We start from the raw sequence: 24,165 nt of genomic DNA, 5'->3' as shown, positions 1-24,165 counted from the left end.
CGGGGAGCGCGCGTACCGCAACACCCTCACGACCATGGAGAGCGTTGAAACGGTCCCGTGACAGGGCGGCGTCCGAGCTGTTCGCCGCCCTGTATCCGCGCCTCGCCGGCTGGTGCCGCCGGCTCGTCGACGACGACGAGACGGCCCACGAGATCGCCTCGGAGGCGTTCACCCGGCTCTGGGCCCGCTGGACGTCCGTGGAGGAGCCCCGCGGCTTCCTCTACGTCACGGCCGCCAACCTCGTCCGGGACCACTGGCGCAAGCTGGAGCGCGAGCGCCGGGCGGTGCGCAGGGTCACCGCGGAGGTCGCCGTGCGCCCGCACCCCGAACAGGCCGACCCGTCGGTGCGGTTGCTCGTACAGTCCCTGCCGGAGCGCCTGCGCGTGCCGATCCTGCTGCACTACTACGCCGACATGCCGATCCGGGAGGTGTCCGTGCTGACCGGGCGCAAGGAGGGGACCGTCAAGGCCGACCTGCACGCGGCCCGGGAACTGCTGCGCGTCCATCTGAGGAGAAGCCTTGACCACACGCCTTGAGGACGGCCGGGACGGTCATGACGACCGCGACGACTGGGACGAGCCGGGGTCCGAGCGGGACGGCGACGATCCGCTGCTGGTCGTGCTGCGTCCGGGTGCCGAGTTCCTGGGCCCGCCGCCGGGCCGCTACGAGGCGATCCGCCGTGCGGCGTCCCGGCGGCGCCTGCTGCGCGCCGCCGCCGGTGCCGCGGCGACCGCTGCCGCCGCCGCCCTGATCGCGCTGCCGCTGCACTGGGCGGTCCCCGGCCCGTCCACGCGCCCGACGCCGCCGCTGGCCCCTGCCCCCGCCGCCCCCACACCGGAGGTCTCACCGAGTCCCGCTCCGCCCCGTGACTCCACGCGGGCGCCCTGGCCGAGTTCCGGCCTGCCGACCGATGCCCCCGCGCCGACCGATGCCCCGACGCCGACCGCTGTCACGCCGTCGGCCTCGCACCCGTCGGCCTCGCACCCGTCGGCCTCCCGGCCGTCGGCCGAGACCAGCGCGCCCCGCGCGGGGCGGGCACCGTCGGACGGGCCCGGGCAGGAGCCGTGGGCCGACCCCGGTACCGCGCCCACACCCTCTGAGCAGGACACTTCGGAGCGGGACGGCACAGCTGTTACAACGGGGTGATGATCTATCACGTGGTGCCGCTCGCGGAGTGGCACGCCGACCCGGACCGGCCGTACGCGCCCGCATCCCTCGCCGGGGACGGGTTCGTCCACTGCTCGCCCGACGAGGAGACGACGCTCTCCGTCGTCAACGCCTTCTACCGAGACGCGCCCCGGCCGCTGGTGGCGCTGCTCCTCGACGAGGGCCGGCTCACCGCGAGGTGTGTCTGGGAGGCGGCAAAACCCGCTCCGCCGCCCGGGGTGGCCAAGGGCACGCTGTTCCCCCACGTGTTCGGCCCCGTCGACCGCGCGGCCGTCCGGCGCGTGCTGGAGGTCCGCTGGGACGACGAGGGCCGGGCCACGGGGCTGGGCTGACCGCGGAAGGCGCGGGATCGGCCGCAGCTGTCCTGGACCGGCCGCGGACGCCCTGGGGCTGACCCCGGGAGTCCTGACCCCGGGAGTCGCGGGGCCGGGGGCTGAACCGGGAGAACTCGGGACTGCTTCCGGAGGTCCGGGGGGCTGAACCCGGAGAACTCGGGACTCGTTCCGGAAGTCCGGGGGGCTGAACCCGGAGAACTCGGGACTCGTTCCGGAAGTCCTGGGGCTGAACCCGGAAGTCCTGGGGCCGGGCCTCAGACGTCCTGCGGTGTCGTGCCGCCGAGCAGCGCGGACGCCGTCTCGACCGGCGTGGCGGCGGGCGCCGGCGCGGGCTCGGCGCCGGGGGCGGGGTGGCAGGTGAAGCCGAGGCGGGCCATGGCCCGGGTGACCTCACCGCCGGAGAAGTCGCGGCGGTCCTGCCGGGTGATGACCTCGCCCACCTGCTTGACGGGGTACCGGCGGCGGCCGATCGTCACGGACTCGCCCGTGACGGGTTCGGGCGTGACGCCCTTCATCGAGTCCAGCACCCCACCCTTGGTGAGGTCGAACGGGTACCGGGCGATGACACAGCGCATGATGCCTCCACGAGGGGGATGGGGCGGGTGGGTTCTGCCGTTCACCGAAGTGGCCGGTATGGCCCGGACGGGTCCCGGCGGCCCCGGGCGCAGTGGCCCGGGGGCCCGGGAGGTGTCCTAGGCCGCCGAGCCACCGGCGGACTGGCGGCGCGGCCTGCGGCGCGGGGTTTCGCCGGTGGGCCGCCCCTGGGCGGCGCGGCCCTGGCCGGTGCGGGGCTGTGAAGCGGTGCGGCTCTGGGCCCCGGCGCCCTGTCCGCCACGTCCCTGTGCGGTACGGCCGCGGCGGCCGCGGGACGAGGTCCCCGTGCCGGAGGCGGTGCGACGGGGGCGCTCCACGACCGGCACGGTGATGATGACGGGGACACCGGAGGGGGTCTGGGCACCGGTGATGCGCGACAGCTCCGCCTCGCCCGAACGGATCGGGGTGACCTGCGGGGTGATACCGGCCGAGGCCATCAGCCGGGTCATCTCGCGTCGCTGGTCCGGCGTCACCAGGGTGACGACACTGCCGGACTCGCCGGCACGGGCCGTACGGCCGCCCCGGTGCAGGTAGTCCTTGTGGTCGCCGGGCGGGTCCACGTTGACGACCAGGTCGAGGTTGTCGACGTGGATGCCGCGGGCCGCGACGTTGGTCGCCACCAGCGCCGTCACCTGCCCGTCCTTGAACTGGGCGAGGGTCCGGGTGCGCTGCGGCTGGGACTTGCCGCCGTGCAGGCCGGCGGCGCGCACCCCGCTCTTCAGCAGGTGCTTCACCAGCCGGTCCACCCGGTGCTTGGTGTCCAGGAACATGATCACCCGGCCGTCGCGCGCCGCGATCTCCACGGTCGCGCGCTGCTTGTCCTCCTCGTGGACGTGCAGCACGTGGTGTTCCATCGTGGTGACGGCACCGGCCGACGGGTCGACGGAGTGGACCACCGGGTCCGTCAGGTAGCGGCGGACCAGCCGGTCGACGTTGCGGTCCAGGGTGGCCGAGAACAGCATCCGCTGCCCGTCGGGGCTCACCTGGTCGAGCAGGGCGGTGACCTGCGGCATGAAGCCCATGTCGGTCATCTGGTCGGCCTCGTCGAGGACCGTGATGGTGACGTCGCCGAGGGCGCAGTCGCCGCGGTCGATGAGGTCCTTGAGCCGTCCGGGCGTCGCGACGACGACCTCCGCGCCGGACCGCAGCGCGCCGGCCTGCCGGCCGATCGACATGCCGCCGACCACGGTGGCCGACCTGAGGCCCACGGCGCGGGCGTACGGGGCGAGCGCGTCGGTGACCTGCTGGGCCAGCTCACGGGTGGGGACGAGGACCAGGGCGAGCGGGCGGCGCGGCTCGGCGCGCCGGCCGGCCGTGCGGGCCAGCAGGGCGAGACCGAAGGCGAGCGTCTTGCCCGAACCGGTGCGGCCGCGGCCGAGTACGTCGCGCCCGGCCAGGGAGTTCGGCAGGGTCGCCGCCTGGATCGGGAACGGCTCGGTCACGCCCTCGTCGCCGAGCGCGGCCAGCATGCGGGACGGCAGTTCGAGTTCGGCGAACGCCTCGACGGCGGGCAGCGCCGGGGTGACCGTCTTCGGCAGCGCGAACTCGCCCTGAGGGGCGGCGGCCGGCCGGCGGCCGGAGCTCTGCGAGCGGCCGGTGGGCCGGGAGCGGCGGGGGCCTTCGCCGGAGCGTCGGTCGTTGGTGCGTGCGCGGTTCATGGGGAACCTTCCTTGATACGGCACGTATCAAGGGAGACCCGCAGCAGAAGAGCGGCGCAGGTAATCGCAAGAACGAGCCGGCCCCGGTCTATTTCGGCGCGGCGGCCGAGTGGACCGGGAGAATTGGTGAAAGCGGGAAAATCGAATGCGGGGAGGAAATCCGTGACCCCCGCGGGGCGCTCTGCGCCCGGAAACGCGGCGAGCTGGGGCCCGCACCCGAAGGTGCGGGCCCCAGCTGCGAAGTACGCGTGAGCGTCAGGCCGGAACGATGTTCTCGGCCGTCGGGCCCTTCTGGCCCTGCGCGATGTCGAAGGTCACCTTCTGACCCTCGAGCAGCTCGCGGAAGCCCTGAGCGTTGATGTTCGAGTAGTGGGCGAAGACGTCGGGGCCGCCGCCGTCCTGCTCGATGAAGCCGAAGCCCTTTTCGGCGTTGAACCACTTCACGGTGCCGGAAGCCATGTTTTCTCCTTCGGTACGGTGCTCGGAGTTCACCCTGTGTGCACTCCGGTCGCCGTGATGATCACCCCGTCGGACAAAACCTTCAGGCAACCACAACTGCAACTTCCAACGACACTAGCACGCCGTGATCGAGTACGTGCCGGCCATAATCCCGGCCCGATCGGCTGTGCGAGGAATAGTTCCCCGGACGGCAACTGATTCCTCCTGTCGCCATGGCAGATATTGCCCTGTTCGGGCCTCTTGCCCCGGCTCGGACGCCCGTAACGAGACGAAGGACACGTCAGCCGAGGTCGGCGAGGTCCTCGGCGGTGAGGACGATCGACGCGGCGGCGGTGTTCTCCTCCGAATGGGCCGGGGAGCCGGTGCCGGGGATGGCGAGGGTGACGGGCGAGGATGCCGGCAGCGGGGCCAGGGCGATCTGGGAGACCGTGGCGCCGTGCCGGTCCGCGACCCTGGCGCTGCGGTCCCCGCTGAGGTCGCTGAGGTCGCCGCCCAGCGGGAAGCACGGCACGCAGGCGGTCCCGGCCTCCTCGCACTCGAAGCGGGCGGCGACGGATTCGCCGTGCGGAACCGCGCCGGGCGGAACGATTCGGCGTCCGTCCGCGTCGTCCCCTTCCAGGGCACGGCGGCCGTGTCCCGGAGAGGGGCGGCGGGGTGGCTACGGACGGGTTCGCCAAGTGGACGCGGCGGTTCGAGGACGAGCGCGAGCGCAGAAGGGCTCTGGGCGACCCGGACTGGGGGCGGGGCGCCGTGCTCCCTGCGGCGGTGTGGGCGGGCATCCAGCGCTTCCAGGTCGGTGAGGACGGTGACGGCGAGAACCTCGTCGCCAAGGCGGAGGAGGCGGGCGACGCCGACTACGCGCGGGCGGTGCGGCTCTTCGTCGCCGAGGAACAGAACCACGCCCGGCTCCTCGCCCGACTGCTGGCCGCGGGCGGCAGGCCGACGCTGAGCGGCCACTGGAGCGACACCGTCTTCGTACGGCTGCGGCGGCTGATGGGCCTGCGCACGGAGCTTCTGGTCCTGATGATCGCCGAGGTCGTGGCGCTGCGTTACTACCGGGCCCTGCGGGACGGCACCCACGACACGCTCACCTCGGAGGTGGCGGGACGGATCCTGGCCGACGAGCGGCGTCACGTCCCCTTCCACTGCGAGCGGCTGCACGCGTCGCTGGCCGGCCTGCCCCGCGTCGCTCGGCGCCCCGTACTGTCCCTGTGGCGGCTGCTCCTGCTCGCGGTGACCCTCGTCGTCGCCGTCGACCACGGTCCGGGCCTGCGCCGGCTCGGCATCGGCCTGCGCCGGTTCACGGCCGACGTCATGGCCTCGTCCGCCGAGGTGGTCCGCGCGGTGCTGGACCCGCGGCCGGACGCCTGGTCCGGCGGGGAGTGAGCACGCCGGGCACCGGGGCGGACCACACAGGCGACCCGGCGCGAGCGCGCTGTTCGGCCACATTCGCTGGGCCCTGGCGGACGACATGGTCGCCGCGGCCGGGCCGACGCGCTTCGGCTCGGGGCAACGGCAACGGCAACGGCAACGGCGCCTTCGCGCCGCGCACCCGGACCGGCGGCAGGAACACCTGCGCCCACCTGGCCGGTGCCGGCGACGCCCCTCGCGGCGGCCGGCCCGCCCTCTGCACGACCGGTGATCACGAGGCCGGCCGGGCCTCGTCGCCCGCCGTCGCCCGCCGTGCGCGCCTGACCGTCCGCCGGAAGACCGGCTTGAGCGTCGGCCGGAAGACCGGCTTGAGCGTCGGCCGGAAGACCGGCTTGAGCGTCGGCCGGAAGACCGGCTTGAGCGTCGGCCGGAAGACCGGCCTGACCGCCGGCCGGACTACTTGCTGACGGCGAAGCGCATCAGGGCGTGCTCGTCGCCCTGCTTGACCTTGCCCGTCTCGTTGATGACCTCCAGCTTCCAGGTGCCGCCGACCCGCACGGCCTTGGCCACGGCGCAGCCGTTGTCCTGGCTCAGCAGGCTGGGCCAGATGTCGGCGACCTGCTGCGTGCTGCCCCCGGTCGCGTCGTAGACCTTGAAGCTGATGTTGCGGGCCTTCTGGAAGGAGCTGCCCTTCTTGTACGCGGCGGCGACGAACACGATGGCCGTGATGGCGCTCGGGAGCCGCGCGAACTCGACGGTCACCGTCTCGTCGTCACCGTCCCCGTGACCGGTCTGGTTGTCGCCGCTGTGGAGCAGGGAGCCGTTGCCCATGGGGTCGAGCGAGTCGAGACCGGCGAGGCGTACCGGGTCACCGCCCTGCATGGCGACGGCGATCAGGTCGAGGTCGGTGCCGGTCTTGCGCCGCAGCTTGCCGAGCACCCCGCCGCTGCTGCCGGCGGTCGGGTCCCAGGAGACACCGATGGACAGATGGGTCACTCCGTCCAGGTCCGCCGGGCCGTCTTCCTTGGTGAGCGTGATCATGCGTGCGTCATCCTCCGTCGTCGTGCCTGCTGCGCAGAGTCTGCCCGGTACCTCCGCGTTCCGACATGGCGGGGCAGCCGGTCAGTTTTCGAGAAGCACCGCGGACCCCGCCGCCCATAGCGTCGGAGACATGAACTCCATCGACTCCGTCACCCTGGAGGTGGCCGACACCGAGGCCGCCGCCCGCTTCTACTCCGAGGCCTTCGGACTGGACTCGTCGCGGGTACGCGTACGCGCCTCCGACGCCCCGACGACCGGCTTCCGCGGCTTCACCCTGTCGCTCGTGGTGGCCCAGCCGGGCAACGTCGACGCGCTCTTCGCCACTGCCCTCGACGCAGGCGCGACCGTCCTCAAGCCCGCCGCGAAGTCGCTGTGGGGCTATGGCGGGGTCGTCCGGGCGCCGGACGGAACGGTCTGGCAGATCGCCACGTCGGCGAGGAAGGACACCGCCCCGGTCACCCGCGACGTCGACGAGATCGTGCTCCTCCTGGGCGTGGAGGACGTCAAGGCCACCAAGCGGTTCTACGTAGAGCAGGGCCTGACCGTCGGCAAGAGCTTCGGCGGGAAGTACGTCGAGTTCGCCACCGGTTCGGGCACCGTGAAGCTCTCCCTCTACAAGCGCCGGGCCCTCGCCAAGGTCGCGGGCGTCCCCGCCGGCGGCACCGGATCCCACCGCCTCGTGCTCTCCGGCGGCACCCGCCCGTTCAACGACCCGGACGGCTTCGCCTGGCAGCCGGAACTCGGCATGTGATCCGTTCGTCTTCCTGTGCATGTCATCACGGGAAACTCCGCGAATACTCCGGGGGCGGTCACGGGCGAGACTCTGGGCCGTGGCGGGTGCGGCGGCCCTCGCGTTCCTCATGGCGCTGGAGATCGCCGCGCGCCGTTACGGCCTGCCGGGGCCGATGACCAACCAGGCCAGGGAGCTGGTGTTCGCGCCCGCCTCGGGGCCCCTGCTGTACGCGGGCATGGCGTTGACGATGGTGGTCCTGACCTGGCGGCAGCGGTGCGTCGCGGTGGCCGCCGCGGTCGGCGTCGACATCGCCGTCGCGCTGGTGCGGTGGGCGGCGGACGCCTCCGCGTCCGGCAGCCACTCCTTCGGCAACGGCGCGTTGTGGGTGATCCTTGGCTGCGCGGTCGTCGCCGTGACACGGCGCACCGGCCGGGAGCGGGTCCTCCTGCTGAAAGGGGTCGGGCTCGGTCTCCTGCTGGTGGCCGGCCGCAAGACGGGCGACGCCTGGCTGCTGATCACGTCGAAGACCCGCCCGGCGGTGCTCGACCCGTACGTGGCGACCGCCGATCACGCGCTGGGCAATCCGTCGTGGCTGGTGGGCCGGGTCGTCGAGGCCACGGGCCCGGTCGGTGGCCATCTGCTCGACTGGGTCTACGTCCAACTCGCGGTGGCCGCGGTCGTCGTCGCGCTGTACCAGTTGCGCGGGGTGGCGGCCGAGCGCCGCTTCCCGCGCCACCACCTGGTGCGCACCTTCCTGCTGATCGGCCTGCTCGGGCCGGCCGTCTACATGGTCTTCCCGGTCGTCGGACCGGTCTTCGCCTACGGCACCGGCGCCTTCGGCACCGGCGGCGAGCAGTGGGCGATCGCCGACCTGTGGCCGCACACGCCACCGCCCGTCGGCCCGCCCCACGCGGTGACGTACGACGGGGTCACGCCCCGCAACTGCATGCCCAGCCTGCACACGGCCTGGGCCACCGTGATCTTCATCCACTCCCGGAAGGGCCCACGGGTCCTGCGTTACGCCGGAACGTTCTGGCTGGTCGCCACAGTGAGCGCGACGCTGGGCTTCGGCTACCACTACGCCATCGACCTCATCGCCGGTGTGGTGTTCGCGGTCACCGTCGAGGCGGCGCTGCGCTCGCTGGACCGCGGCTGGGACCGGTCGGGGATCCGGCTGGTCGCCCACGGGGCGGTCGTGTTCGCCGCGATCCTGGCGTCGACCCGCTACCTGTCGCTGGAGATGGCCCGGCACCCATGGGTCTTCGGCCCGCTCCTGCTGCTGGCGATGGCCTCGGTGATCCACGGCTACGTGCGCACCACGCACGGATGGGCACCGACGGCCGCGGTGCCGGCCCAGCGGACGGAACCGCGACTCGAGGCGGTCTGAGGTGTCATGCGGCGACCGGCCCGCGCGTCGGCGCGCTGGCGCCACTCGGCGCCAAGCGGTGCCATCCTGGCTCGCTCTGTAGGTTTCGGTGCACCGGCGCCCTCGTCGTCCGTGGCGCTCCGTGCGCGTTTCTGCAGGTCAGGGGCCGCCTCTCTGTGGTGATTCCCAAGCCGGTGCCGTTGACGCTTGCGCATGGCGCCATCATGGTGCCATTATGGCGTCATGGATCTCACCCCGTATGTCGACACCCTCCGCCGGGAACTCGCGGTGGCCGCCGAAGCCGGTGGCGACGAAGCGCGCGAGCTGGCCGAGCGGCTCATCGCTCCGCTGGAGTCGGCGACCCGGCTGACCATGCTCAACGTGCTCTCCGCCGCGATGGACGAGATCACCCGCGAACTGGCCCCCGGCTCGGTCGACGTACGACTGCGCGGGCTCGACCCCGACTTCGTGGTGACGCCGGCGCCCACCGAGACCGGCGGTCCCGCGGAGCAGGCCGTGCCCGTCGAGGCGCTCAGGGCACAGTCCCCCGCCGAGGGTGACGAGGGCGGCACCGCCCGCGTCAACCTGCGCCTGCCGGCCCACCTCAAGGCGCGCGCCGAGGAGGCCGCCGGCCGCGAGGGACTGTCGGTCAACGCCTGGCTGGTGCGCGCCGTGTCGGCCGCGGTCGACTGCGGTGACGCCCCGCGCCCGGCGGACCGGGCGCGCGCCGTCGGACAGAGCTTCACGGGCTGGGTGCGATAGCCCCGCCCCCGCGCCCGCCCGTCCGCGCACGCACCGCGCCCCAAGCCACTCAAGCCCAGCGCCCACACCGCGTCCCACCAGCGGGGACACCCCAAGGACTCACGAGGACGGTACAGCCATGCCTTCTTTCGACACGCCCCGGCCCATCGCGGTGACCGCCCACGTGGGCGCCGGTTCCATCCGGTTCTCCGCGGGCGACCGGCTCGACACGGTCGTCGAGGTGCGCCCCGGCGACCCCGAGCGGGACAAGGACGTACGGGCCGCCGAGCAGACCGAGGTCTCGTACGCCGGCGGCGTCCTGACGATCAGCACGAAGGAGCGCCGCTTCATCGGCCCCACCGGCGCCGTCGACGTGACGGTGGAGCTGCCCGCCGGCTCGCGCGTCGACACGGGCGGCTCCTGGACGCAGGTCCTCGGCGAGGGCCGGCTCGGCGAGGTCCGGGTGAAGACCTCGGGCGGTGACGTACGCCTGGACAGGACCGGGCCGCTCCTGCTCACCGCCTCCCACGGCTCGGTCACCGTCGACCGGATCGAGGGCGCGGCCGAGATCACCACCAGCTCCGGCAGTGTGCGCGTCGGCCACATCGACGGATCGGCCGTCCTGAAGAACTCGCACGGCGCCACAACCGTGGGCACGGTACTCGGCGACCTGCGGGTGAGCCACGCCAACGGTGACATCAACGTCGCCCGCGCCGAGGGCTCGCTCACCGCCACCACCGCCCACGGCACCCTGCGGGTGGACGAAGTGGTCCGCGGGGAGGTCCGGCTGGAGACCTCCTACGGCGCCATCGAGGTCGGCGTCCGCGAGGGCACGGCCGCCTGGCTCGACGTGCACTCGGGCGGCGGGCAGGTGCGCAACTCCCTCACCGCGTCCGGCGGCCCCGGTCAGGCCGAGGACGCCGTCAGGATCCGCGCCCGTACCCGGTACGGCAACATCGACGTCCGCCGCGCCAAGGCCTGAGCGCCGCGCTCCCGACGCACCCGCTCACCCGCCCCTCGTCCCCGTCACCCCACCCCTCGAACGGGAGGGCTCCATGCCTTCATCTGTCATGCCCACGTCTACTTCGGGGGCCGGTCCGCAGATGTCCGCCGCCATCTCCGCCACCGGGCTGCGCAAGTCCTACGGCGACAAGACCGTCCTCGACGGCATCGACCTGACCGTCCCCGCGGGAACGGTCTTCGCCCTGCTCGGGCCGAACGGGGCCGGCAAGACCACCACCGTGCAGATCCTGTCCACCCTCGTCCCCGCCGACGGCGGGCGGGCCCGGGTCGCGGGCCACGACCTGGCCACGGCCGGTCAGCGGGTCCGGGGCGCGATCGGGGTCACCGGGCAGTTCTCGGCCGTGGACGGTCTGATCACCGGTGAGGAGAACATGCTCCTCATGGCCGACCTGCACCTGCTCCCCCGGCGCGAGGGCCGGCGAATCACCGCCGAACTGCTGGAACGCTTCGACCTCGGCGACGCCGCGAAGAAGCCCGCCGCCACCTACTCGGGCGGCATGAAGCGCCGACTCGACATCGCCATGACCCTCGTCGGCGGCCCCCGGGTCATCTTCCTCGACGAGCCCACCACCGGCCTCGACCCCCGCTCCCGCCACACCATGTGGCAGATCATCCGCGAACTCGTCACCGGCGGCGTCACCGTCCTCCTCACCACCCAGTACCTGCAGGAGGCCGACGAACTCGCCGACCGCGTCGCCGTTCTCGACCATGGGAAGATCGCCGCCGAGGGCGCCCCCGAGGAACTCAAGCGGCGCATTCCCGGCGGACACGTCCGGCTCCGTTTCACCGCCACGGACGCCTACCGCGACGCCACCACCGCTCTCCCGGCCGGCACGCGGGACGACGCCTCCCTCACCCTCCGGATTCCCAGCGACGGCAGCCAGCGCGACCTGCGTGCCGTCCTCGACCGCCTGGACGACGCCGGCATCGAGGCCGACGAGCTGACCGTCCACACCCCCGACCTGGACGACGTCTTCTTCGCCCTCACCGCGGGCACCGGCCCGACCCGTCCGCACCAGACCGAGGAGACGGTCCGATGAGCACCCTCGCCCTCGCCGCGCGCAACTCCTCCACCATGCTGCGCCGCAACCTCCTGCACGCCCGGCGCTACCCCTCCCTCACCCTCAACCTCCTGCTCACGCCGATCATGCTGCTGCTCCTCTTCGTGTACATCTTCGGAGACACGATGAGCGCCGGGATCGGTGGCGGCGGTGCCGACCGCTCCGCCTACATCGCGTACCTCGTGCCGGGCCTGCTGCTGATGACCATCGGCAGCACCACGATCGGCACCGCGGTCTCCGTGTCCAACGACATGACCGAGGGGATCATCGCCCGCTTCCGCACCATGGCCATCCACCGGGGCTCCGTGATCACCGGCCACGTCGTCGCCAGTGTGCTGCAGTCGGTGATCAGCGTGGTCCTCGTCGGCGTCGTCGCCGTGGCCATCGGCTTCCGCTCCACCGACGCCACCGTCCTGGAATGGCTCGCGGCCTTCGCACTGCTCACCCTGTTCGCCACGGCGCTCACCTGGATCGCGGTCGGCACGGGCCTGGTCAGCCCGAACGCCGAAGCGGCCGGCAACAACGCCATGCCGCTGATCTTCCTCCCGCTCGTCTCCAGCGCCTTCGTACCCGTCGACGCGATGCCGGGCTGGTTCCGGCCCCTCGCCGGGTACCAGCCCTTCACGCCCGCCATCGAGACCCTGCGCGGTCTGCTCCTGGGCAGCGGAATCGGCCACAACGGCTGGCTCGCCCTGGCCTGGTGCCTGGCTCTCTGCGTGCTCGGCTGCCTCTGGACGAGGGCGGTCTTCCACCGCGGCCCGAAGTAGGGCCGCGCCCTCCGCGGGCCGGCACCCGCGACCGGTCTTCCGGGCGGGGGGGGGGGCGCCCCCCCGCGCCCCCCCCCCCCCCCCGGGGGGGGGGGGGGGGCCCCGCGGCGGGGGGGGGGGGGGGCGGGGGCGGGGCGGGGGGGGGGGGGGGGGGGCGGCCCCCCGCCCCCCCGGGGGCCCCCCCCCCCCCGGGGGCCCCCCCCCCCCCCCGGGGGCCGGGGGGGCCCCCCCCCCCCCCCGGGGGGCCCCCGCCGCCTTCTGTGGTGCCGGTCCAGACGCAGGATGGCGTTAAATGGCTTCTATGTGGCGCCATATGTGTGCCGTGGTGATGCCATCGACGGCGTGACGAGTGAGCGAAGGGGTCGGATCATGGACGCGGCATCAAGCGGGCAGCAGGTGGCACGGCGGCGGGCGGTCCCCGCCCCCGAGGCTCTCGCGGCCTTCGTCCGCTTCGTGCTCTGCGGCGGCGGAGTGGGGCTCGCCTCCGGTTTCGCCGTGGCGGCTCTCGGCTCCTGGATCCCCTGGGCCCTGGCCAACGCCCTGATCACCGCGGTCTCCACCGTCCTCGCCACCGAGCTGCACGCCCGCTTCACCTTCGGCGCGGGCGGGCACGCGACCTGGCACCAGCACACCCGGTCGGCCGGGTCGGCGGCGGCCGCGTACGCGGTGACCTGTGGGGCGGTGTTCGCTCTGCACCAGCTGGTCGCGGCGCCCGGTGCGGTGCTCGAGCAGATCGTCTACCTGTCCGCCTCCGCGCTCGCCGGTGTCGCGCGGTTCGCGGTGCTGCGCCTCGTCGTCTTCGCGCGAAACCGCACGTCCCCGGCCCGCGGCCCCCGGTCGGCATCCCCGTGCCGCACGGGCCGTCGGCCGGGGCCCGGGGCCCGCGGTCAGCGCACCGGGAAGCCGAAGGAGTACCCCTGCTCCTCGAGCCAGGGAAGGAGGCGGCGCAGCGCTTCGACGGTCTGGGTGCGGTCGCCTCCGGCGTCGTGGAAGAGGATCGTCGGTCCGTTGGGCAGCTCCCGCCGGACGGTGGCGACGATGGCGTCCGTGCCCGGCCGCTCGAAGTCCTTGGTGTCCACGTTCCAGCCCAGCGGGCGCATGCCCCGGGAGGCGGCGAGCTTGCGGCTGTAGGGGGTGAAGGCCCCGCCGGGTGCCCGGTAGTACTGGGGCCGTACGCCCCCGGACGCCTTGGTGATCATGCGCTCGGCGTCGAGGATCTCCTTGGACTGGTAGGCCTCCGACTTCCTGTCCATGCCGGTGTCGTGCGACACCGAGTGGTCGCACAGCCGGTGCCCGGCCGCGACGACGTCCTTCACGAGGTCCGGGTGGGCCTGCGCCTGGACGCCGGTCATGCAGAAGGTGGCCTTCACCCCGTACTCGCGCAGCAGGTCGAGTACTCGGGGGGTCCACGCGGGGTCCGGGCCGTCGTCGATGGTGAGGTTGACGCCGCGCGCCCCCGCGTCCGAGGCGTGCGCGATGGTCACGTCGACCGGCTCGACGGCACTGTCAGGCGTGGCCGAGGCGGACACCTTCGGCGACGCGCCGCCGCCGACGGGGTCGGCCTGCGCGGTCCACATCGAGGCACCGACGGCGAGCACCGTCACCCCGAGCGCGGCCCCGGCCACCTTGCCGTACCAGCCCCGTCCGCCGCTGTGCCGCACCATGTCCGCCCTGCCTTCGCGTAGTTCCCCACCGGCCCGCGATCACGTCGGGGACCACAGGACAGGACGGCGGACGGCGGCCGTGGGATGCGCCCGTTACCGATCACGGACAATCCCGGGGAAGTCCGCGGACAACTCGACGCGTTACGGCCCCGATTGGGGCGCCCGGCCGCGCCCTGCCGTGCACGCCGGTAGCGGGCGTCCTCATCGACCGCTTCGGCCGCCGACGGGTGCTCGGCGGCGTACTCGCGCTGCGGGCGGTCGGTTTCGCCGCCCACCCGTTCGCCGACTCCCGCTCCGCCTTGCCGGCGACCGCCCTGGTCGTCGCGGTCGGCATGTGGGCCTCGCGGCCCAGTCAGCACGCTCACGTCGGCGGGATCGCGGAGGCCTTCGAGCGGGACCGCCTCCTGGCGTGGGACCGCAGCCGGCGTGGCCGCGGCGGTACCGAGTCCTGAAAGGGGGCCGCGGACTCAGACGCGCTCGGCGGCGCCGGCGTCGGGGGCGATGCCCGGGCTGTTCTCGGGTCCGGTGGCTCCTGCCGTGTGCGGGACTTCCGCGGAAGCGGACGGGGCGGCCCGGCGTTGGGCGTGCAGTTCGTCGCGGAGCCGGCGGACCTCCTCCGTGAGGGCGGAGATCTCGCTGTTCGTCCGCGCCTCGGTGGCGCGGAGTTCGGAGAACCGGTCCATGAACCAGGACGCGAGGGTCGCGGTGACCAGACCCGCGAGCGCGATGCCGCCGACCATCAGCGCGATGGCGATCAGGCGCCCCTCGCCGGTCGTGGGATAGAGGTCGCCGTAACCGACGGTGGTGACCGTGGTCACCGACCACCACAACGCGTCGCCGAACGTCGTGATCGAGGCGTCCGGATTGTGCCGCTCGACGTCGAGGATCGTCAGGCTGGAGAGGAACAGCAGCAGAGCCGTGCAGGCTGCCACGTAGGTACCCAGCCGCAGCCGGACCCGGCCGAGGGCGGAGGAGTTGCGGCGCACCACCATGAACATGATCGTCACAAGCCGGAGGGGGCGCAGCGGCGGCAGGAGCAGGGTCGCCAGGTCGAACAGCCGCACCTTGACGAATTGCCACCGGCGGCCGGCCGCGGCGAAGCGCAGGACGAACTCGACGGCCAGCAGCGCCCAGATGACGAAGGTCACGTCTTCGGCGGCGTTCCGCCAGGCGCGGGGCAGTCCCGGGTCGAGGATCGGCACCGCGTAGGCCGTGAGGTAGACCACCGCGAGGCCGGTGAGCCAGCCGCCGGTGCGCTGTTCCCAACGCCGAAGTCGTTCGTCTCTGGTGGCGGGTGTGGCAGACATGGCAAGCCATTGTGGCACCCGGCCCGGTACGGCGGCCACGGCGGCATGCGGGCGGACCCCGGTGCGAGGCGAGGGAGTCCGTGGGTACGGTCTCGTGTCCGGGCAGGCGAGGGCGCGGTCCCGGCCGGCCGGGCAACGGGAAACCCCCGTGCCGACGGCCCGGGGGCGGTGCGACCTGGCTCGCCCGCCGCCCCGGCGAGCGGGCATCGGCACGGATCGAGGCCGCCAGGTCCGGGCGGGCGCCGTAGCCTCCCAGGCTGAGAGCGGCGAGTCCGGTCCCCTCACCGCTCCGTGTGCCGCGCCTGCCCGAGCCCATGGCCGGGGCGCGGGGAGCGCCGTGCCCCCCCGGTCCTCCCTCTGCCCACGAGACCGGCCCCAGCCCGGTCGGGCCGGGGCCGGGACCCGCGACACGCAGTGATCTGCCAGGAGCTTGCGTTCACTCGGGCATGCTCACATCAGCGGCGGTTACTCCGGGTGTCATGGAAGGGACTTCAGGAGATGACCGGGGCAGGGCCCGCGGGACGGCAGGCCGTGAGACGACGTTGCCGGGACCGCGGGTGGGCCCCGACGCGGAGGTGGAGCGCCGGGCGCCCGACGAGCCCACGCAGCTGGGAAAGCGGTCGTGGTGGGCGGTGCTCAAGGGAACGGTCAGGGAATTCCGGAACGACGAGCTCGCCGACCGGGCGGCGGCCTTGACCTATTACGGGGTGCTGTCGCTCTTTCCCGCGCTGCTCGTGCTGGTGTCGCTGCTGGGCGTCGCGGGGAAGTCGGCGACCGACCAGGTCCTGGAGAACTTGCGGAAGGTGGCCCCGGGCTCGGCCAGGGACATCATCGGCGACGCGGTGACGCAGTTGCAGGGCCGTGGCGGTGTCGGGTCGTTCCTGGCCGTGGTCGGCCTCGTGCTGGCCGTGTGGTCGGCCTCCGGGTACGTCGCGGCGTTCATCCGTACGGCCAATGCCGTCTACGACATGCCGGAGGGGCGTCCGGTGTGGAAGGTCCTACCGCTGCGTGTCGGCGTGACGGTCGTCCTGCTGGTCCTGGCCGTGGTCAGTGCGCTGATCGTGGTCTTCACCGGCGGCATCGCCCGGCAGGCGGGGTCCGTGGTGGGGATCGGGGACACCGTGCTGACGGTGTGGGCGATCGCGAAGTGGCCGGTGCTGGTGGTCCTGGTCATCGTCATGATCGCGATCCTGTTCTGGGCGACGCCGAACGTGAAGGGCCGCGGCTTCAGGTGGATCAGCCCGGGCAGCGTGGTCGCGCTGGTGATCTGGATGCTCGCGTCGGCCGCGTTCGCGTTCTACGTCGCCAACTTCTCCTCCTACAACAAGACCTACGGCACGCTGACCGGGGTGATCATCTTCCTGGTGTGGCTGTGGGTCAGCAACATCGCGATCCTGCTGGGCCTCGAGTTCGACGCGGAGATGGCCCGTGAGCGGGCGATCGCCGGAGGCATGGACCCCCAGGAGGAGCCCTACGTACCGCCCCGCGACACCCGCGCCTGGGACGAGCAGGATCGCCGCGAAGCGCGGGAGTGACGATGCCGGTGCCGTCCGGCGTGGATTGATCCGGTCCGGGTGGGTGACTCGCCTGTCCATGAACGTGGAAGCCGAGTTGTACCGGGTGGAGCGGGGTCCGTTGCGGCGGGTGGCCGGGTGGAGACCCGGGTGGGTGCGCAGGTGCGTGCCGGTGGTGGAGGAGGCGGCGGAGCGGACCAAGCTCTGGTGGGGCGCCGCCCTGGTCATGGCGGCCTGGGGCGGCACGCGGGGCAAGCGGGCCGCGCTGGCGGGACTGACCGCGATGGCGGTCTCCGAGACGCTGTCGAACGCGGTGGCCAAGCCGCTGTGGGGGCGGCGGCGCCCGCCCAAGGAGCTCATTCCGCACGACGACGTCGAAGACCGCCCCGACTCCTCGTCGTTTCCGTCCGGGCACACCGCGGCCGCGTGCGGGTTCACCGGCGCGGTCGCGGTGGTGTGGCCGGCGGCCGGCACGGTGTGCGCGCTGCCGGCCGCGGTGGTGGCGGTGCAACGCGTGCACTCGGGCGCGCACTATCCCAGCGACGTCGCCGCGGGAGCGGCCATCGGCGCGGCGTCGGTCTGGGCGGTGCGCCGGCTGCCGGCTCTGCTGCACAGGGTGATCTCGTGAACGGCCCGTGGCGACGCGGCCGGACAGGTGTTCCTCCGGCGTCCGGTGGGACCCGGTCGGTCCTTACGGCAGGAAGGTGTTGACGATGGATGAGGCGGACCGCTCCGTACCCGGCGACCGGACCGGGCGTGCTGCCCCGAGCGACGAACCGGTGGGGGAGTTGGTGCAGCGTGCGTCGCAGCAGCTGACGGAGCTGGTGCGGGCGGAGATGCGGCTGGCGCAGGCGGAGATGAAGGAGAAGGGCAGGCGCTACGGCAGGGGCGGTGGCCTGTTCGGCGGGGCCGGCCTGGCCGGCTTCTTCACTCTCCAGGCGCTGATCGCCACGGTGATCGCCGCCCTCGCGGTGCCGCTGCCCGTGTGGGCGGCGGCCCTCATCGTGACCGCCGTCCTGGGCGTCGTCTCGCTTGTGTTGGCGCTGACGGGCAAGAAGGAAGTCACCCGGGCCGCACCGCCGGCTCCCGAGCAGACCATCGACAGCGTGAAGGCCGACGTGGCCGAGATCAAGGAGAGTGCCAAGCGATGACCCAGCCGCCCCACGACGAGCCCACCGCCGCCGGCCCGGACGAGCTGCGCGAGCAGGTCGAGCAGACCCGCCACCAACTGGGGGACACGGTCGAGGCACTGGCCGACCGGACCGACGTCAAGGCCCGCGCCCAGGAGAAGGCCGTAGCGGCCAGGGAGCAGGCGTCGGCGAAGGCCACGGAGCTGACCGAGCAGGTCAGGGCCAAGGCGTCCGAGACCGCTCACCTGGTTCGGGAGAAGCTGCCCGACCCGGTCAAGGCCAAGGCCGCCGCAGCCGCGGAACAGGCGAAGGCCAAGGCCGGGCAGGCCCGGCGCAGGTGGCAGGACCAAGCCCCGGAACCGGTACGCGACAACGGGGCCCCGCTCATCGCCGCCGGCGCAGCCCTCGCCCTCGCCTGGCTGCTGCTGCGCCGCAAGAAGAAGTAGCGGCAAGCAGCCGGGACCCACGGGGTGGCGCCGGGATGTACGGTGCGGCGCCGGGGACGTACGGGGTCGTGCCGGGGACGTATGGTGCGGCGCCGGGGACGTACGGGGTCGCGCCGGGACGTACGGAGCGGCGCAGGGACGCACTGGGGACGTGTCGGACGCCGGTGGCGCGAGAGCGTTGCCGGCGTGTACGGCGTGACGGCGTCGCCAACGCCGTGGGGCAGCCCGTACCGGGGCGGCTCGCCGCCGCGGCAGGGACCTGTCGGCTGCCGCCCGCGGGCCACCCTGTCCGCGGCAGCCGATCTCCTCCGGCGCGGAGGCTCATGAGTCACCGCCCGGCCTTGCCACTCCGCAGGCGCCCTGGGCGCTGGGCGAGTGAGGCAGCCGATGCGGCGGATCGCGACAGGGCTCGGGAGGGTCGCGGATGCCGCGGTCCCGCGCATCCCGCCCCGTCAGTTCCGGTGCCTGCCGCCGGACTTGCGGGAGGTGGTGCGCGCGTGGCACGCGGTCCGGTCGGCTTGCGAAGGCGGGGAAGGCCGACGGACTGACGCCGCGCCGCTCGCTGTCGGTGTCCCGGGCGCCGCAGAGGTTCCGACGTGTGGGCGCGCGCATGCCCGCCGGCAGGTCCGGGCCGTCGACGCCCTCGGGGAAGCCGGGGAAGTTCTCGGCCTCGGTCGTCGTGGTGAGCGCACCACCGACGAAGACGGCTCCGCCGAAGACGGCTCCGCCGAAGACGGCTCCGCCGAAGACCAGCGTGCGGAGCCGGGCGCGGGCGGTGCAGAGCGCGGCGGTTCAGCCCGCGGGGCCGGAGCCGATGACGACGACCTCGCGGATGTCCGCGGTCGTGCTCATGACCGGGGCTCCGGCGCGATCTCCTTGATCAGACCCTCGACCAGCACCTTGATCTCGTCGCGGATCGGGCGGACGGCCTCGACGCCCCGGCCGGCCGGGTCTTCGAGCCGCCAGTCCAGGTACCGCTTGCCGGGGAAGACCGGGCAGGTGTCGCCGCAGCCCATGGTGATGCAGACGTCGGACTCCTTGACCGCGTCCACGGTCAGCATCTTGGGCACCTCGGCGGAGATGTCGATGCCGGCCTCGCGCATCGCCTCGACGGCGGCCGGGTTGACGTTCTCACCCGGGTTCGAGCCGGCGGAACGGACCTCGACGCGGTCCCCGGCCAGGTGGGTCAGCCACGCGGCGGCCATCTGCGAGCGGCCGGCGTTGTGGACACAGACGAACAGCACGGAGGGCTTGTCGGACATCAGGAGGTCTCTCTTGTCTCGCGACGGCATCAGGCGCGCATGACTTCAGCACCCGGTGGTGTCAGTCACCACTGATGTGAGAGTATCAGTACATGATGACGTCAGTCGACACTGACCTGATCCGGGTTCTGGCGGACCCGCTCAGGCTGCGGATCGTGACCCTGCTCGCCCAAGAGACGCTGTGCACCACCCACCTCGTGGAGGAGACCGGTGCCCGGCAGACCAACCTCTCCAACCACCTGAGAGTGCTGCGCGAGGCAGGGATCGTGGAGACGGAGCCGTGCGGCCGTTACACGTACTACAAGGTCCGCCCGGACGTCATCGCCTCGCTCGCCGGCCAGTTCGCCGATCTGGCCGAGTCCGCCCGTACCGCCGCCGAGAACAAGAGGGCCTGTCCGTGACCCGCACCGAAGCACCCGAGACGACCGCCGAGGAGTCCTCCGTCGTCGCCAAGCTGTCGACGCTCGACCGCTTCCTCGCCGTCTGGATCCTCATCGCCATGGCCGTCGGTCTCGGTCTGGGCCGAGCCGTCCCGGGCCTCGACGACGCCCTCGCCGAGGTCGAGGTCGGCGGCATCTCCCTGCCGATCGCCGTCGGCCTGCTGATCATGATGTATCCGGTCCTGGCCAAGGTCCGTTACGACAAGCTCGACGCCGTCACGGGTGACCGCAGGCTCATGGCCTCGTCGCTGGTGATCAACTGGATCGTCGGCCCGGCGGTGATGTTCGCCCTGGCGTGGATCTTCCTGCCGGACCTGCCCGAGTACCGCACCGGCCTGATCATCGTGGGGCTGGCCCGCTGCATCGCCATGGTCATCATCTGGAACGACCTCGCCTGCGGCGACCGCGAGGCGGCGGCCGTCCTGGTGGCGCTGAACTCCGTCTTCCAGGTACTGGCGTTCGGCCTGCTCGGCTGGTTCTACCTCGACCTGCTGCCCGGCTGGCTCGGCCTGGGCGACGGCGAACACCTCGACATCTCCATGTGGAAGATCGCCCTGAACGTCGTCATCTTCCTCGGCGTCCCGCTGCTCGCCGGATTCCTCACCCGCCGCGTCGGCGAGAAGAAGCTCGGCCGCGAGAGGTACGAGTCCAACTTCCTGCCGAAGATCGGCCCCTGGGCGCTCTACGGCCTCCTCTTCACGATCGTCATCCTCTTCGCCCTGCAGGGCGGCACCATCACCTCGCAGCCGCTCGACGTCGTACGCATCGCACTGCCGCTGCTGGTGTACTTCGCCGTGATGTGGGCCGGTACCTTCCTGCTGGGCAAGGCGATCGGCCTCGCCTACGACCGCACGGCCACCCTCGCCTTCACCGCCGCCGGCAACAACTTCGAGCTGGCCATCGCCGTCGCCATCGCCACCTTCGGCGTCACCTCCGGCCAGGCCCTGTCCGGAGTCGTGGGACCGCTGATCGAGGTACCCGTCCTGATCGGCCTGGTCTACGTGTCGCTGGCCTGGCGCAAGAAGTTCGCCCCGTCCGCCGTCACCACCGCCGGGAGGCACTCCTGATGCACTGCCCGGACCGCCGCGCGCGGGAAACGGCCGGCACGGCCGCCGGTGTCCGCCCCGACCGCGGAGCCGCCGTCTGCCACGAGCGCACGCTCACCGCCGACCGCGTCGCGCGTGGGGGACCCCTCCCCGGACGCCCCGGGGAGGTCACGGCCCGCACCGTTCCGTGCACCATGCGCCCGGCGGCGCGGGCGGCATGACACAGCACACCGGTGTGGTGGTGATCGGCGGCGGCCAGGCAGGGCTCGCCGCCGGCTACCACCTGCGCCGCCAGGGCCTGGACTTCGTCATCCTCGACGCCCAGGCCGCCCCGGGCGGGGCCTGGCAGCACACCTGGGACTCCCTGCGTCTGTTCTCCCCGGCCGCCTTCTCCTCCCTGCCGGGGCGCCTCATGCCGCCGCAACCGGGCGAGGAGTATCCCGAGGCCGGGCACGTGGTGGCCTACCTGCGCGACTACGAGAAGCGGTACGACCTCCCCGTGCAGCGGCCGGTCCAGGTCATCGGCGTGCACGACGACGGACGGCTGCTGAGAGTCGAGGCCGACTCCGGCACCTGGCACGCACGCGCGGTGATCAGCGCCACCGGCACCTGGTGGCGCCCCTTCCTCCCCGCCGTACCCGGCCGCGAGGACTTCGCGGGCCGTCACCTGCACACCGTCTCCTACCGGAGCCCGCAGGACTTCGCGGGCCGGCGGGTGATCGTCGTCGGAGGCGGCAACTCCGGCGCCCAGATCGCCACCGACCTCGCCCACCACACCGAACTGACCTGGGTGACCCAGCGCCCGCCCCGCTACCTCGCCGACGACATCGACGGCCGCGCCCTCTTCGACGCGGCCACCGCCCGCCGCCGTGCCCTCGACGCCGGCCGCACCGACACGGGAGGCGTCGCCTCACTGGGCGACATCGTCGCCGTACCGCCGGTCCGTGAGGCTCGCGATGCCGGGCGGCTCCAGGCGTCGCCCATGTTCGAACGCCTCGACCGCGAGGGTGCCGTCTGGGCCGACGGCACGCGGGTGCCCGCCGACGCGGTGATCTGGTGCACCGGCTTCCGCCCGGCCCTCTCGCACCTGGCGCCCCTGGGCCTGCGCGGCCCGCGCGGTCACATCGCCACGGTGGGTACGCGGGCCGCGGACGAGCCACGCCTGCACCTGATCGGCTACGGCGACTGGACCGGCCCCGCCTCCGCGACCCTCATCGGCGTCGGGCGGCCGGCCCGCGACGCGGCCCGTGCGATCTCCGGGCTCCTCGACGCCGAGAGGTGAAGCACACGTCGTCAGCTCAACGTGCTGACGACTTTGCGCACTTCGGCGGCCACGGACTCCGGCAGCGGCGCGTAATGAATGGTCGAGAGCGGCTCCTGGCCGGCGTCGCTGGCGGTGTAGGCCAGGAAGGATTTCAGGGCAGGCAGCGTCTCGGCCGCGTTGCCCGTGTCGCAGACGATCTCGTAGCTGACCAGGACGATCGGGTATGTGCCGTCGGCGGAGGTCCGGTAGTCGAACTCCAGGGTCATGTCCTTGCCCTTGCCGACCACCGTGGCGGCGGCGATGCCCGCCGACGCCGTCGCCGGGGTCGCCGCCACGGGCTCGGAGGCGCCGGTGTCGATACGGACCGTCTTGAGATGGCGGGCGGCGGCGAAGGAAAGCTCGAAGTAACCGATGGACCCCGCTGTCGAGGCCACCGCGGTCGCCACAGCGGTGGAGCCGGATGCCGACTCACCGCCCTTGCCCTGCCACGCCTTCTCCGCCGGGTGCTGCCAGACCTCCGGAGCGGCGCTCGCGAGATACGCCTGGAAGTTCTGTGTGGTGCCGGAGTTGTCGGACCGGTGCACCGCACGGATGGGCAGGGACGGCAGCTCGGCACCGGGATTCAGTTTCCGGATGGCCGGATCGTCCCACTCGGTGATCTGCGAGTCGAAGATCTTGGCGATCGTATCGGCGTCCAGCACCAGGTCCTCCACGCCCGGAATGCTGTAACCGAGCGCGATGGAGCCACCCACCATGGGCAGATTGATGACCTCACCGCCTGAGCACACTCCCGGGTCCGGTTGGTTCTCCTCGGTGTCGACCGGGCTGTCGGTACCTCCGAATGCCGTGCTGCTCTGCATGAACTGGACGACGCCGGCACCGGAGCCCAGGGGGTTGTAGGCGATCCGCACCGGAGGACACGCCCGCTCGTACTGCCTGATCCAGTACTTCATGGCGTTCTCCTGGGCGGTCGAGCCCGAGCCCGGCAGCTTTCCGTGCGTGGCGCAGTCGGCCCGTGCGACAGCAGGCGCTTCCGACGGCGTACTCGACGTGCTCCCGGTGTCGTTGGCTCCCCAGACCCAAGCCACGCCTCCGCCCGTGGCCGCCGCAACGGCCACAGCCGCGCTGAGCGGCAGAAGAAGCCTTCGTTTTCTGCGCCGATGCTGCACCCTGGCCCCTCTCGACAGGCATACGGGTGGCAGGTCGACCGCAGTGCCGTGTACTGGCCGTCGCTCTCACCCCACCCGCCAGGACATAGATGCTTGCCTATGCGGCACTGGTGTGGGTTGCGCGGAGGCGAACGTCTGCTGACACGCTCTTGTCGCACAGGGGTGTCGATCCGTCGCGCGGGCGGCCGGGGTCACTGCCCAGAGCGGGCTACCGGACGGTCAGCAGCTGTCCCATAGCCGCCAGCACCGACGGTTCGACGCGGTAGTAGACCCAGGTTCCGCGCCGCTCGGAGGTGAGCAGGCCGGCCTCCTTGAGCTTCTTCAGGTGGTGGGAGACGGTCGGCTGGGAGACGCCCACGTCGGAGATGTCGCACACGCATGCCTCGCCGCCCTCGTGGGAGGCGACGGCCGAGAAGAGCCGCAGCCGTACCGGGTCCCCGAGTGCCTTGAACATGCGCGCCGTCCGCTCGGCCTCCTCCGCGGTGAAGGGGCGCTCGCTCAGCGGCGGGCAGCACGGCACCACGGCGTCGGGGGCCTCGGGTTCCAGGAGCGGCAGCGCTTTGACGTTTGACATACGTCTATGTTGACACACGTCGAACCAGGGCGC

The 24,165-nt window shown here is 72.7% G+C and carries 28 protein-coding genes and 2 pseudogenes; 19 read left to right on the top strand and 11 right to left on the bottom strand.

Annotation, left to right across the window (positions count from 1 at the left end; all coding sequences use genetic code 11):
• Positions 1–44 precede the first annotated feature (44 nt).
• From ACGFYH_RS15580 to ACGFYH_RS15570, 3 genes are read left to right on the top strand one after another with little or no spacing between them, the layout of a single operon-like run.
• Complete coding sequence (locus ACGFYH_RS15580) at positions 45–536, top strand: RNA polymerase sigma factor (protein ID WP_003975205.1); 492 nt, start codon at positions 45–47, stop codon at positions 534–536.
• Complete coding sequence (locus tag ACGFYH_RS15575; protein WP_393803652.1) at positions 520–1,146, top strand: hypothetical protein; 627 nt, start codon at positions 520–522, stop codon at positions 1,144–1,146. The genes ACGFYH_RS15580 and ACGFYH_RS15575 overlap by 17 nt, the downstream gene beginning before the upstream one ends.
• Positions 1,146–1,499, top strand: coding sequence for a DUF952 domain-containing protein (locus ACGFYH_RS15570; RefSeq protein WP_393803651.1), 354 nt, complete (start codon positions 1,146–1,148; stop codon positions 1,497–1,499). The genes ACGFYH_RS15575 and ACGFYH_RS15570 overlap by 1 nt, the downstream gene beginning before the upstream one ends.
• Before the next feature lie 257 nt (positions 1,500–1,756).
• On the opposite strand, the gene ACGFYH_RS15565 is transcribed toward ACGFYH_RS15570, so the two are convergent.
• From ACGFYH_RS15565 to ACGFYH_RS15550, 4 genes are all read right to left on the bottom strand, one after another.
• On the bottom strand, positions 1,757–2,077 hold the full coding sequence (locus ACGFYH_RS15565; protein WP_393803650.1) for an SCO5918 family protein: 321 nt from the start codon (positions 2,075–2,077) through the stop codon (positions 1,757–1,759).
• Positions 2,078–2,194: 117 nt separating this feature from the next.
• Positions 2,195–3,754 carry a DEAD/DEAH box helicase gene (locus ACGFYH_RS15560; RefSeq protein ID WP_393803649.1) on the bottom strand — a complete coding sequence of 520 codons (1,560 nt, stop codon included), beginning with the start codon at positions 3,752–3,754 and terminating at the stop codon, positions 2,195–2,197.
• Between the two features lie 255 nt (positions 3,755–4,009).
• Positions 4,010–4,213 (bottom strand): cold-shock protein, encoded by a 204-nt coding sequence (locus tag ACGFYH_RS15555; RefSeq protein ID WP_055418803.1) that lies wholly within the window; start codon positions 4,211–4,213, stop codon positions 4,010–4,012.
• A gap of 280 nt (positions 4,214–4,493) precedes the next feature.
• Positions 4,494–4,724, bottom strand: a complete 231-nt coding sequence (locus ACGFYH_RS15550) for an aldo/keto reductase (protein WP_393803648.1) — start codon at positions 4,722–4,724, stop codon at positions 4,494–4,496.
• 143 nt (positions 4,725–4,867) lie between these two features.
• Here ACGFYH_RS15550 and ACGFYH_RS15545 point away from each other — a divergent pair, with 143 nt between their 5' ends.
• Complete coding sequence (locus ACGFYH_RS15545) at positions 4,868–5,599, top strand: ferritin-like domain-containing protein (RefSeq protein WP_393803647.1); 732 nt, start codon at positions 4,868–4,870, stop codon at positions 5,597–5,599.
• Between the two features lie 441 nt (positions 5,600–6,040).
• On the opposite strand, the gene ACGFYH_RS15540 is transcribed toward ACGFYH_RS15545, so the two are convergent.
• Positions 6,041–6,625 carry a TerD family protein gene (locus ACGFYH_RS15540; RefSeq protein WP_393803646.1) on the bottom strand — a complete coding sequence of 195 codons (585 nt, stop codon included), beginning with the start codon at positions 6,623–6,625 and terminating at the stop codon, positions 6,041–6,043.
• Positions 6,626–6,755: 130 nt separating this feature from the next.
• On the opposite strand from ACGFYH_RS15540, the gene ACGFYH_RS15535 reads away from it, so the two are divergent.
• The 7 genes and pseudogenes from ACGFYH_RS15535 to ACGFYH_RS15505 form a co-directional block, all read left to right on the top strand.
• On the top strand, positions 6,756–7,376 hold the full coding sequence (locus ACGFYH_RS15535) for a VOC family protein (protein ID WP_393803645.1): 621 nt from the start codon (positions 6,756–6,758) through the stop codon (positions 7,374–7,376).
• A 79-nt stretch (positions 7,377–7,455) separates the two neighbouring features.
• The gene (locus tag ACGFYH_RS15530) at positions 7,456–8,745 is read left to right on the top strand and encodes a DUF5933 domain-containing protein (RefSeq protein ID WP_393803644.1); all 1,290 of its coding nucleotides are present in this window, start codon (positions 7,456–7,458) and stop codon (positions 8,743–8,745) included.
• Between the two features lie 222 nt (positions 8,746–8,967).
• Positions 8,968–9,486, top strand: coding sequence for a hypothetical protein (locus tag ACGFYH_RS15525; RefSeq protein WP_393803643.1), 519 nt, complete (start codon positions 8,968–8,970; stop codon positions 9,484–9,486).
• Between the two features lie 118 nt (positions 9,487–9,604).
• Complete coding sequence (locus ACGFYH_RS15520) at positions 9,605–10,447, top strand: DUF4097 domain-containing protein (RefSeq protein ID WP_393803642.1); 843 nt, start codon at positions 9,605–9,607, stop codon at positions 10,445–10,447.
• An 88-nt stretch (positions 10,448–10,535) separates the two neighbouring features.
• Entirely contained in the window at positions 10,536–11,528 is a 993-nt protein-coding gene (locus tag ACGFYH_RS15515; RefSeq protein WP_393803748.1) for an ATP-binding cassette domain-containing protein, read from the top strand.
• On the top strand, positions 11,525–12,316 hold the full coding sequence (locus ACGFYH_RS15510; RefSeq protein WP_393803641.1) for an ABC transporter permease: 792 nt from the start codon (positions 11,525–11,527) through the stop codon (positions 12,314–12,316). The genes ACGFYH_RS15515 and ACGFYH_RS15510 overlap by 4 nt, the downstream gene beginning before the upstream one ends.
• Before the next feature lie 369 nt (positions 12,317–12,685).
• Positions 12,686–13,165, top strand: a pseudogene (locus tag ACGFYH_RS15505) (hypothetical protein); the annotation flags it as partial.
• A 38-nt stretch (positions 13,166–13,203) separates the two neighbouring features.
• Here the strand turns inward: ACGFYH_RS15505 and ACGFYH_RS15500 are convergent.
• Positions 13,204–13,980, bottom strand: a complete 777-nt coding sequence (locus ACGFYH_RS15500) for a polysaccharide deacetylase family protein (protein WP_393803640.1) — start codon at positions 13,978–13,980, stop codon at positions 13,204–13,206.
• 227 nt (positions 13,981–14,207) lie between these two features.
• Here ACGFYH_RS15500 and ACGFYH_RS15495 point away from each other — a divergent pair, with 227 nt between their 5' ends.
• Positions 14,208–14,432: a hypothetical protein gene (locus ACGFYH_RS15495; protein ID WP_393803639.1), complete on the top strand. Its 225-nt coding sequence runs from the start codon at positions 14,208–14,210 to the stop codon at positions 14,430–14,432.
• 15 nt (positions 14,433–14,447) lie between these two features.
• On the opposite strand, the gene ACGFYH_RS15490 is transcribed toward ACGFYH_RS15495, so the two are convergent.
• Positions 14,448–15,287, bottom strand: a complete 840-nt coding sequence (locus ACGFYH_RS15490) for a potassium channel family protein (RefSeq protein ID WP_393803638.1) — start codon at positions 15,285–15,287, stop codon at positions 14,448–14,450.
• Positions 15,288–15,766: 479 nt separating this feature from the next.
• Between ACGFYH_RS15490 and ACGFYH_RS15485 the strand changes: the two genes are divergently transcribed.
• The 4 genes from ACGFYH_RS15485 to ACGFYH_RS15470 all read left to right on the top strand — a co-directional run bounded on the left by ACGFYH_RS15485 (position 15,767) and on the right by ACGFYH_RS15470 (position 18,377).
• Entirely contained in the window at positions 15,767–16,822 is a 1,056-nt protein-coding gene (locus ACGFYH_RS15485; protein ID WP_393803637.1) for a YihY/virulence factor BrkB family protein, read from the top strand.
• A gap of 133 nt (positions 16,823–16,955) precedes the next feature.
• A complete protein-coding gene (locus ACGFYH_RS15480; protein WP_393803636.1) occupies positions 16,956–17,429 on the top strand; it encodes a phosphatase PAP2 family protein in 474 nt (157 codons plus the stop codon).
• Between the two features lie 85 nt (positions 17,430–17,514).
• Positions 17,515–17,952 carry a phage holin family protein gene (locus tag ACGFYH_RS15475; protein ID WP_393803635.1) on the top strand — a complete coding sequence of 146 codons (438 nt, stop codon included), beginning with the start codon at positions 17,515–17,517 and terminating at the stop codon, positions 17,950–17,952.
• Positions 17,949–18,377 (top strand): DUF3618 domain-containing protein, encoded by a 429-nt coding sequence (locus ACGFYH_RS15470; RefSeq protein ID WP_393803634.1) that lies wholly within the window; start codon positions 17,949–17,951, stop codon positions 18,375–18,377. The genes ACGFYH_RS15475 and ACGFYH_RS15470 overlap by 4 nt, the downstream gene beginning before the upstream one ends.
• Positions 18,378–18,968: 591 nt before the next feature.
• On the opposite strand, the pseudogene ACGFYH_RS15465 reads toward ACGFYH_RS15470, so the two are convergent.
• Positions 18,969–19,229: pseudogene (locus tag ACGFYH_RS15465) on the bottom strand (hypothetical protein); the annotation flags it as partial.
• Positions 19,226–19,639 (bottom strand): arsenate reductase ArsC, encoded by a 414-nt coding sequence (locus tag ACGFYH_RS15460; protein ID WP_393803633.1) that lies wholly within the window; start codon positions 19,637–19,639, stop codon positions 19,226–19,228. The pseudogene ACGFYH_RS15465 and the gene ACGFYH_RS15460, both read right to left, overlap by 4 nt.
• A gap of 92 nt (positions 19,640–19,731) precedes the next feature.
• On the opposite strand from ACGFYH_RS15460, the gene ACGFYH_RS15455 reads away from it, so the two are divergent.
• The 3 genes from ACGFYH_RS15455 to ACGFYH_RS15445 all read left to right on the top strand — a co-directional run bounded on the left by ACGFYH_RS15455 (position 19,732) and on the right by ACGFYH_RS15445 (position 22,407).
• Complete coding sequence (locus ACGFYH_RS15455; protein WP_393803632.1) at positions 19,732–20,040, top strand: ArsR/SmtB family transcription factor; 309 nt, start codon at positions 19,732–19,734, stop codon at positions 20,038–20,040.
• Positions 20,037–21,146, top strand: coding sequence for an ACR3 family arsenite efflux transporter (arsB, locus tag ACGFYH_RS15450; protein WP_393803631.1), 1,110 nt, complete (start codon positions 20,037–20,039; stop codon positions 21,144–21,146). Before ACGFYH_RS15455 ends, arsB begins: the two co-directional genes overlap by 4 nt.
• Positions 21,147–21,342: 196 nt before the next feature.
• Positions 21,343–22,407: an ArsO family NAD(P)H-dependent flavin-containing monooxygenase gene (locus ACGFYH_RS15445; RefSeq protein ID WP_393803630.1), complete on the top strand. Its 1,065-nt coding sequence runs from the start codon at positions 21,343–21,345 to the stop codon at positions 22,405–22,407.
• 11 nt (positions 22,408–22,418) lie between these two features.
• On the opposite strand, the gene pstS is transcribed toward ACGFYH_RS15445, so the two are convergent.
• Positions 22,419–23,507, bottom strand: coding sequence for a phosphate ABC transporter substrate-binding protein PstS (gene pstS / locus ACGFYH_RS15440; protein ID WP_393803629.1), 1,089 nt, complete (start codon positions 23,505–23,507; stop codon positions 22,419–22,421).
• Positions 23,508–23,766: 259 nt separating this feature from the next.
• Positions 23,767–24,132, bottom strand: a complete 366-nt coding sequence (locus tag ACGFYH_RS15435; RefSeq protein ID WP_393803628.1) for an ArsR/SmtB family transcription factor — start codon at positions 24,130–24,132, stop codon at positions 23,767–23,769.
• Positions 24,133–24,165 lie beyond the last annotated feature (33 nt).

It is taken from the genome of Streptomyces sp. NPDC048392 (assembly GCF_043200575.1).
Taxonomy (GTDB): domain Bacteria; phylum Actinomycetota; class Actinomycetes; order Streptomycetales; family Streptomycetaceae; genus Streptomyces.
This window is presented reverse-complemented; position numbering and strand designations above follow the sequence as displayed.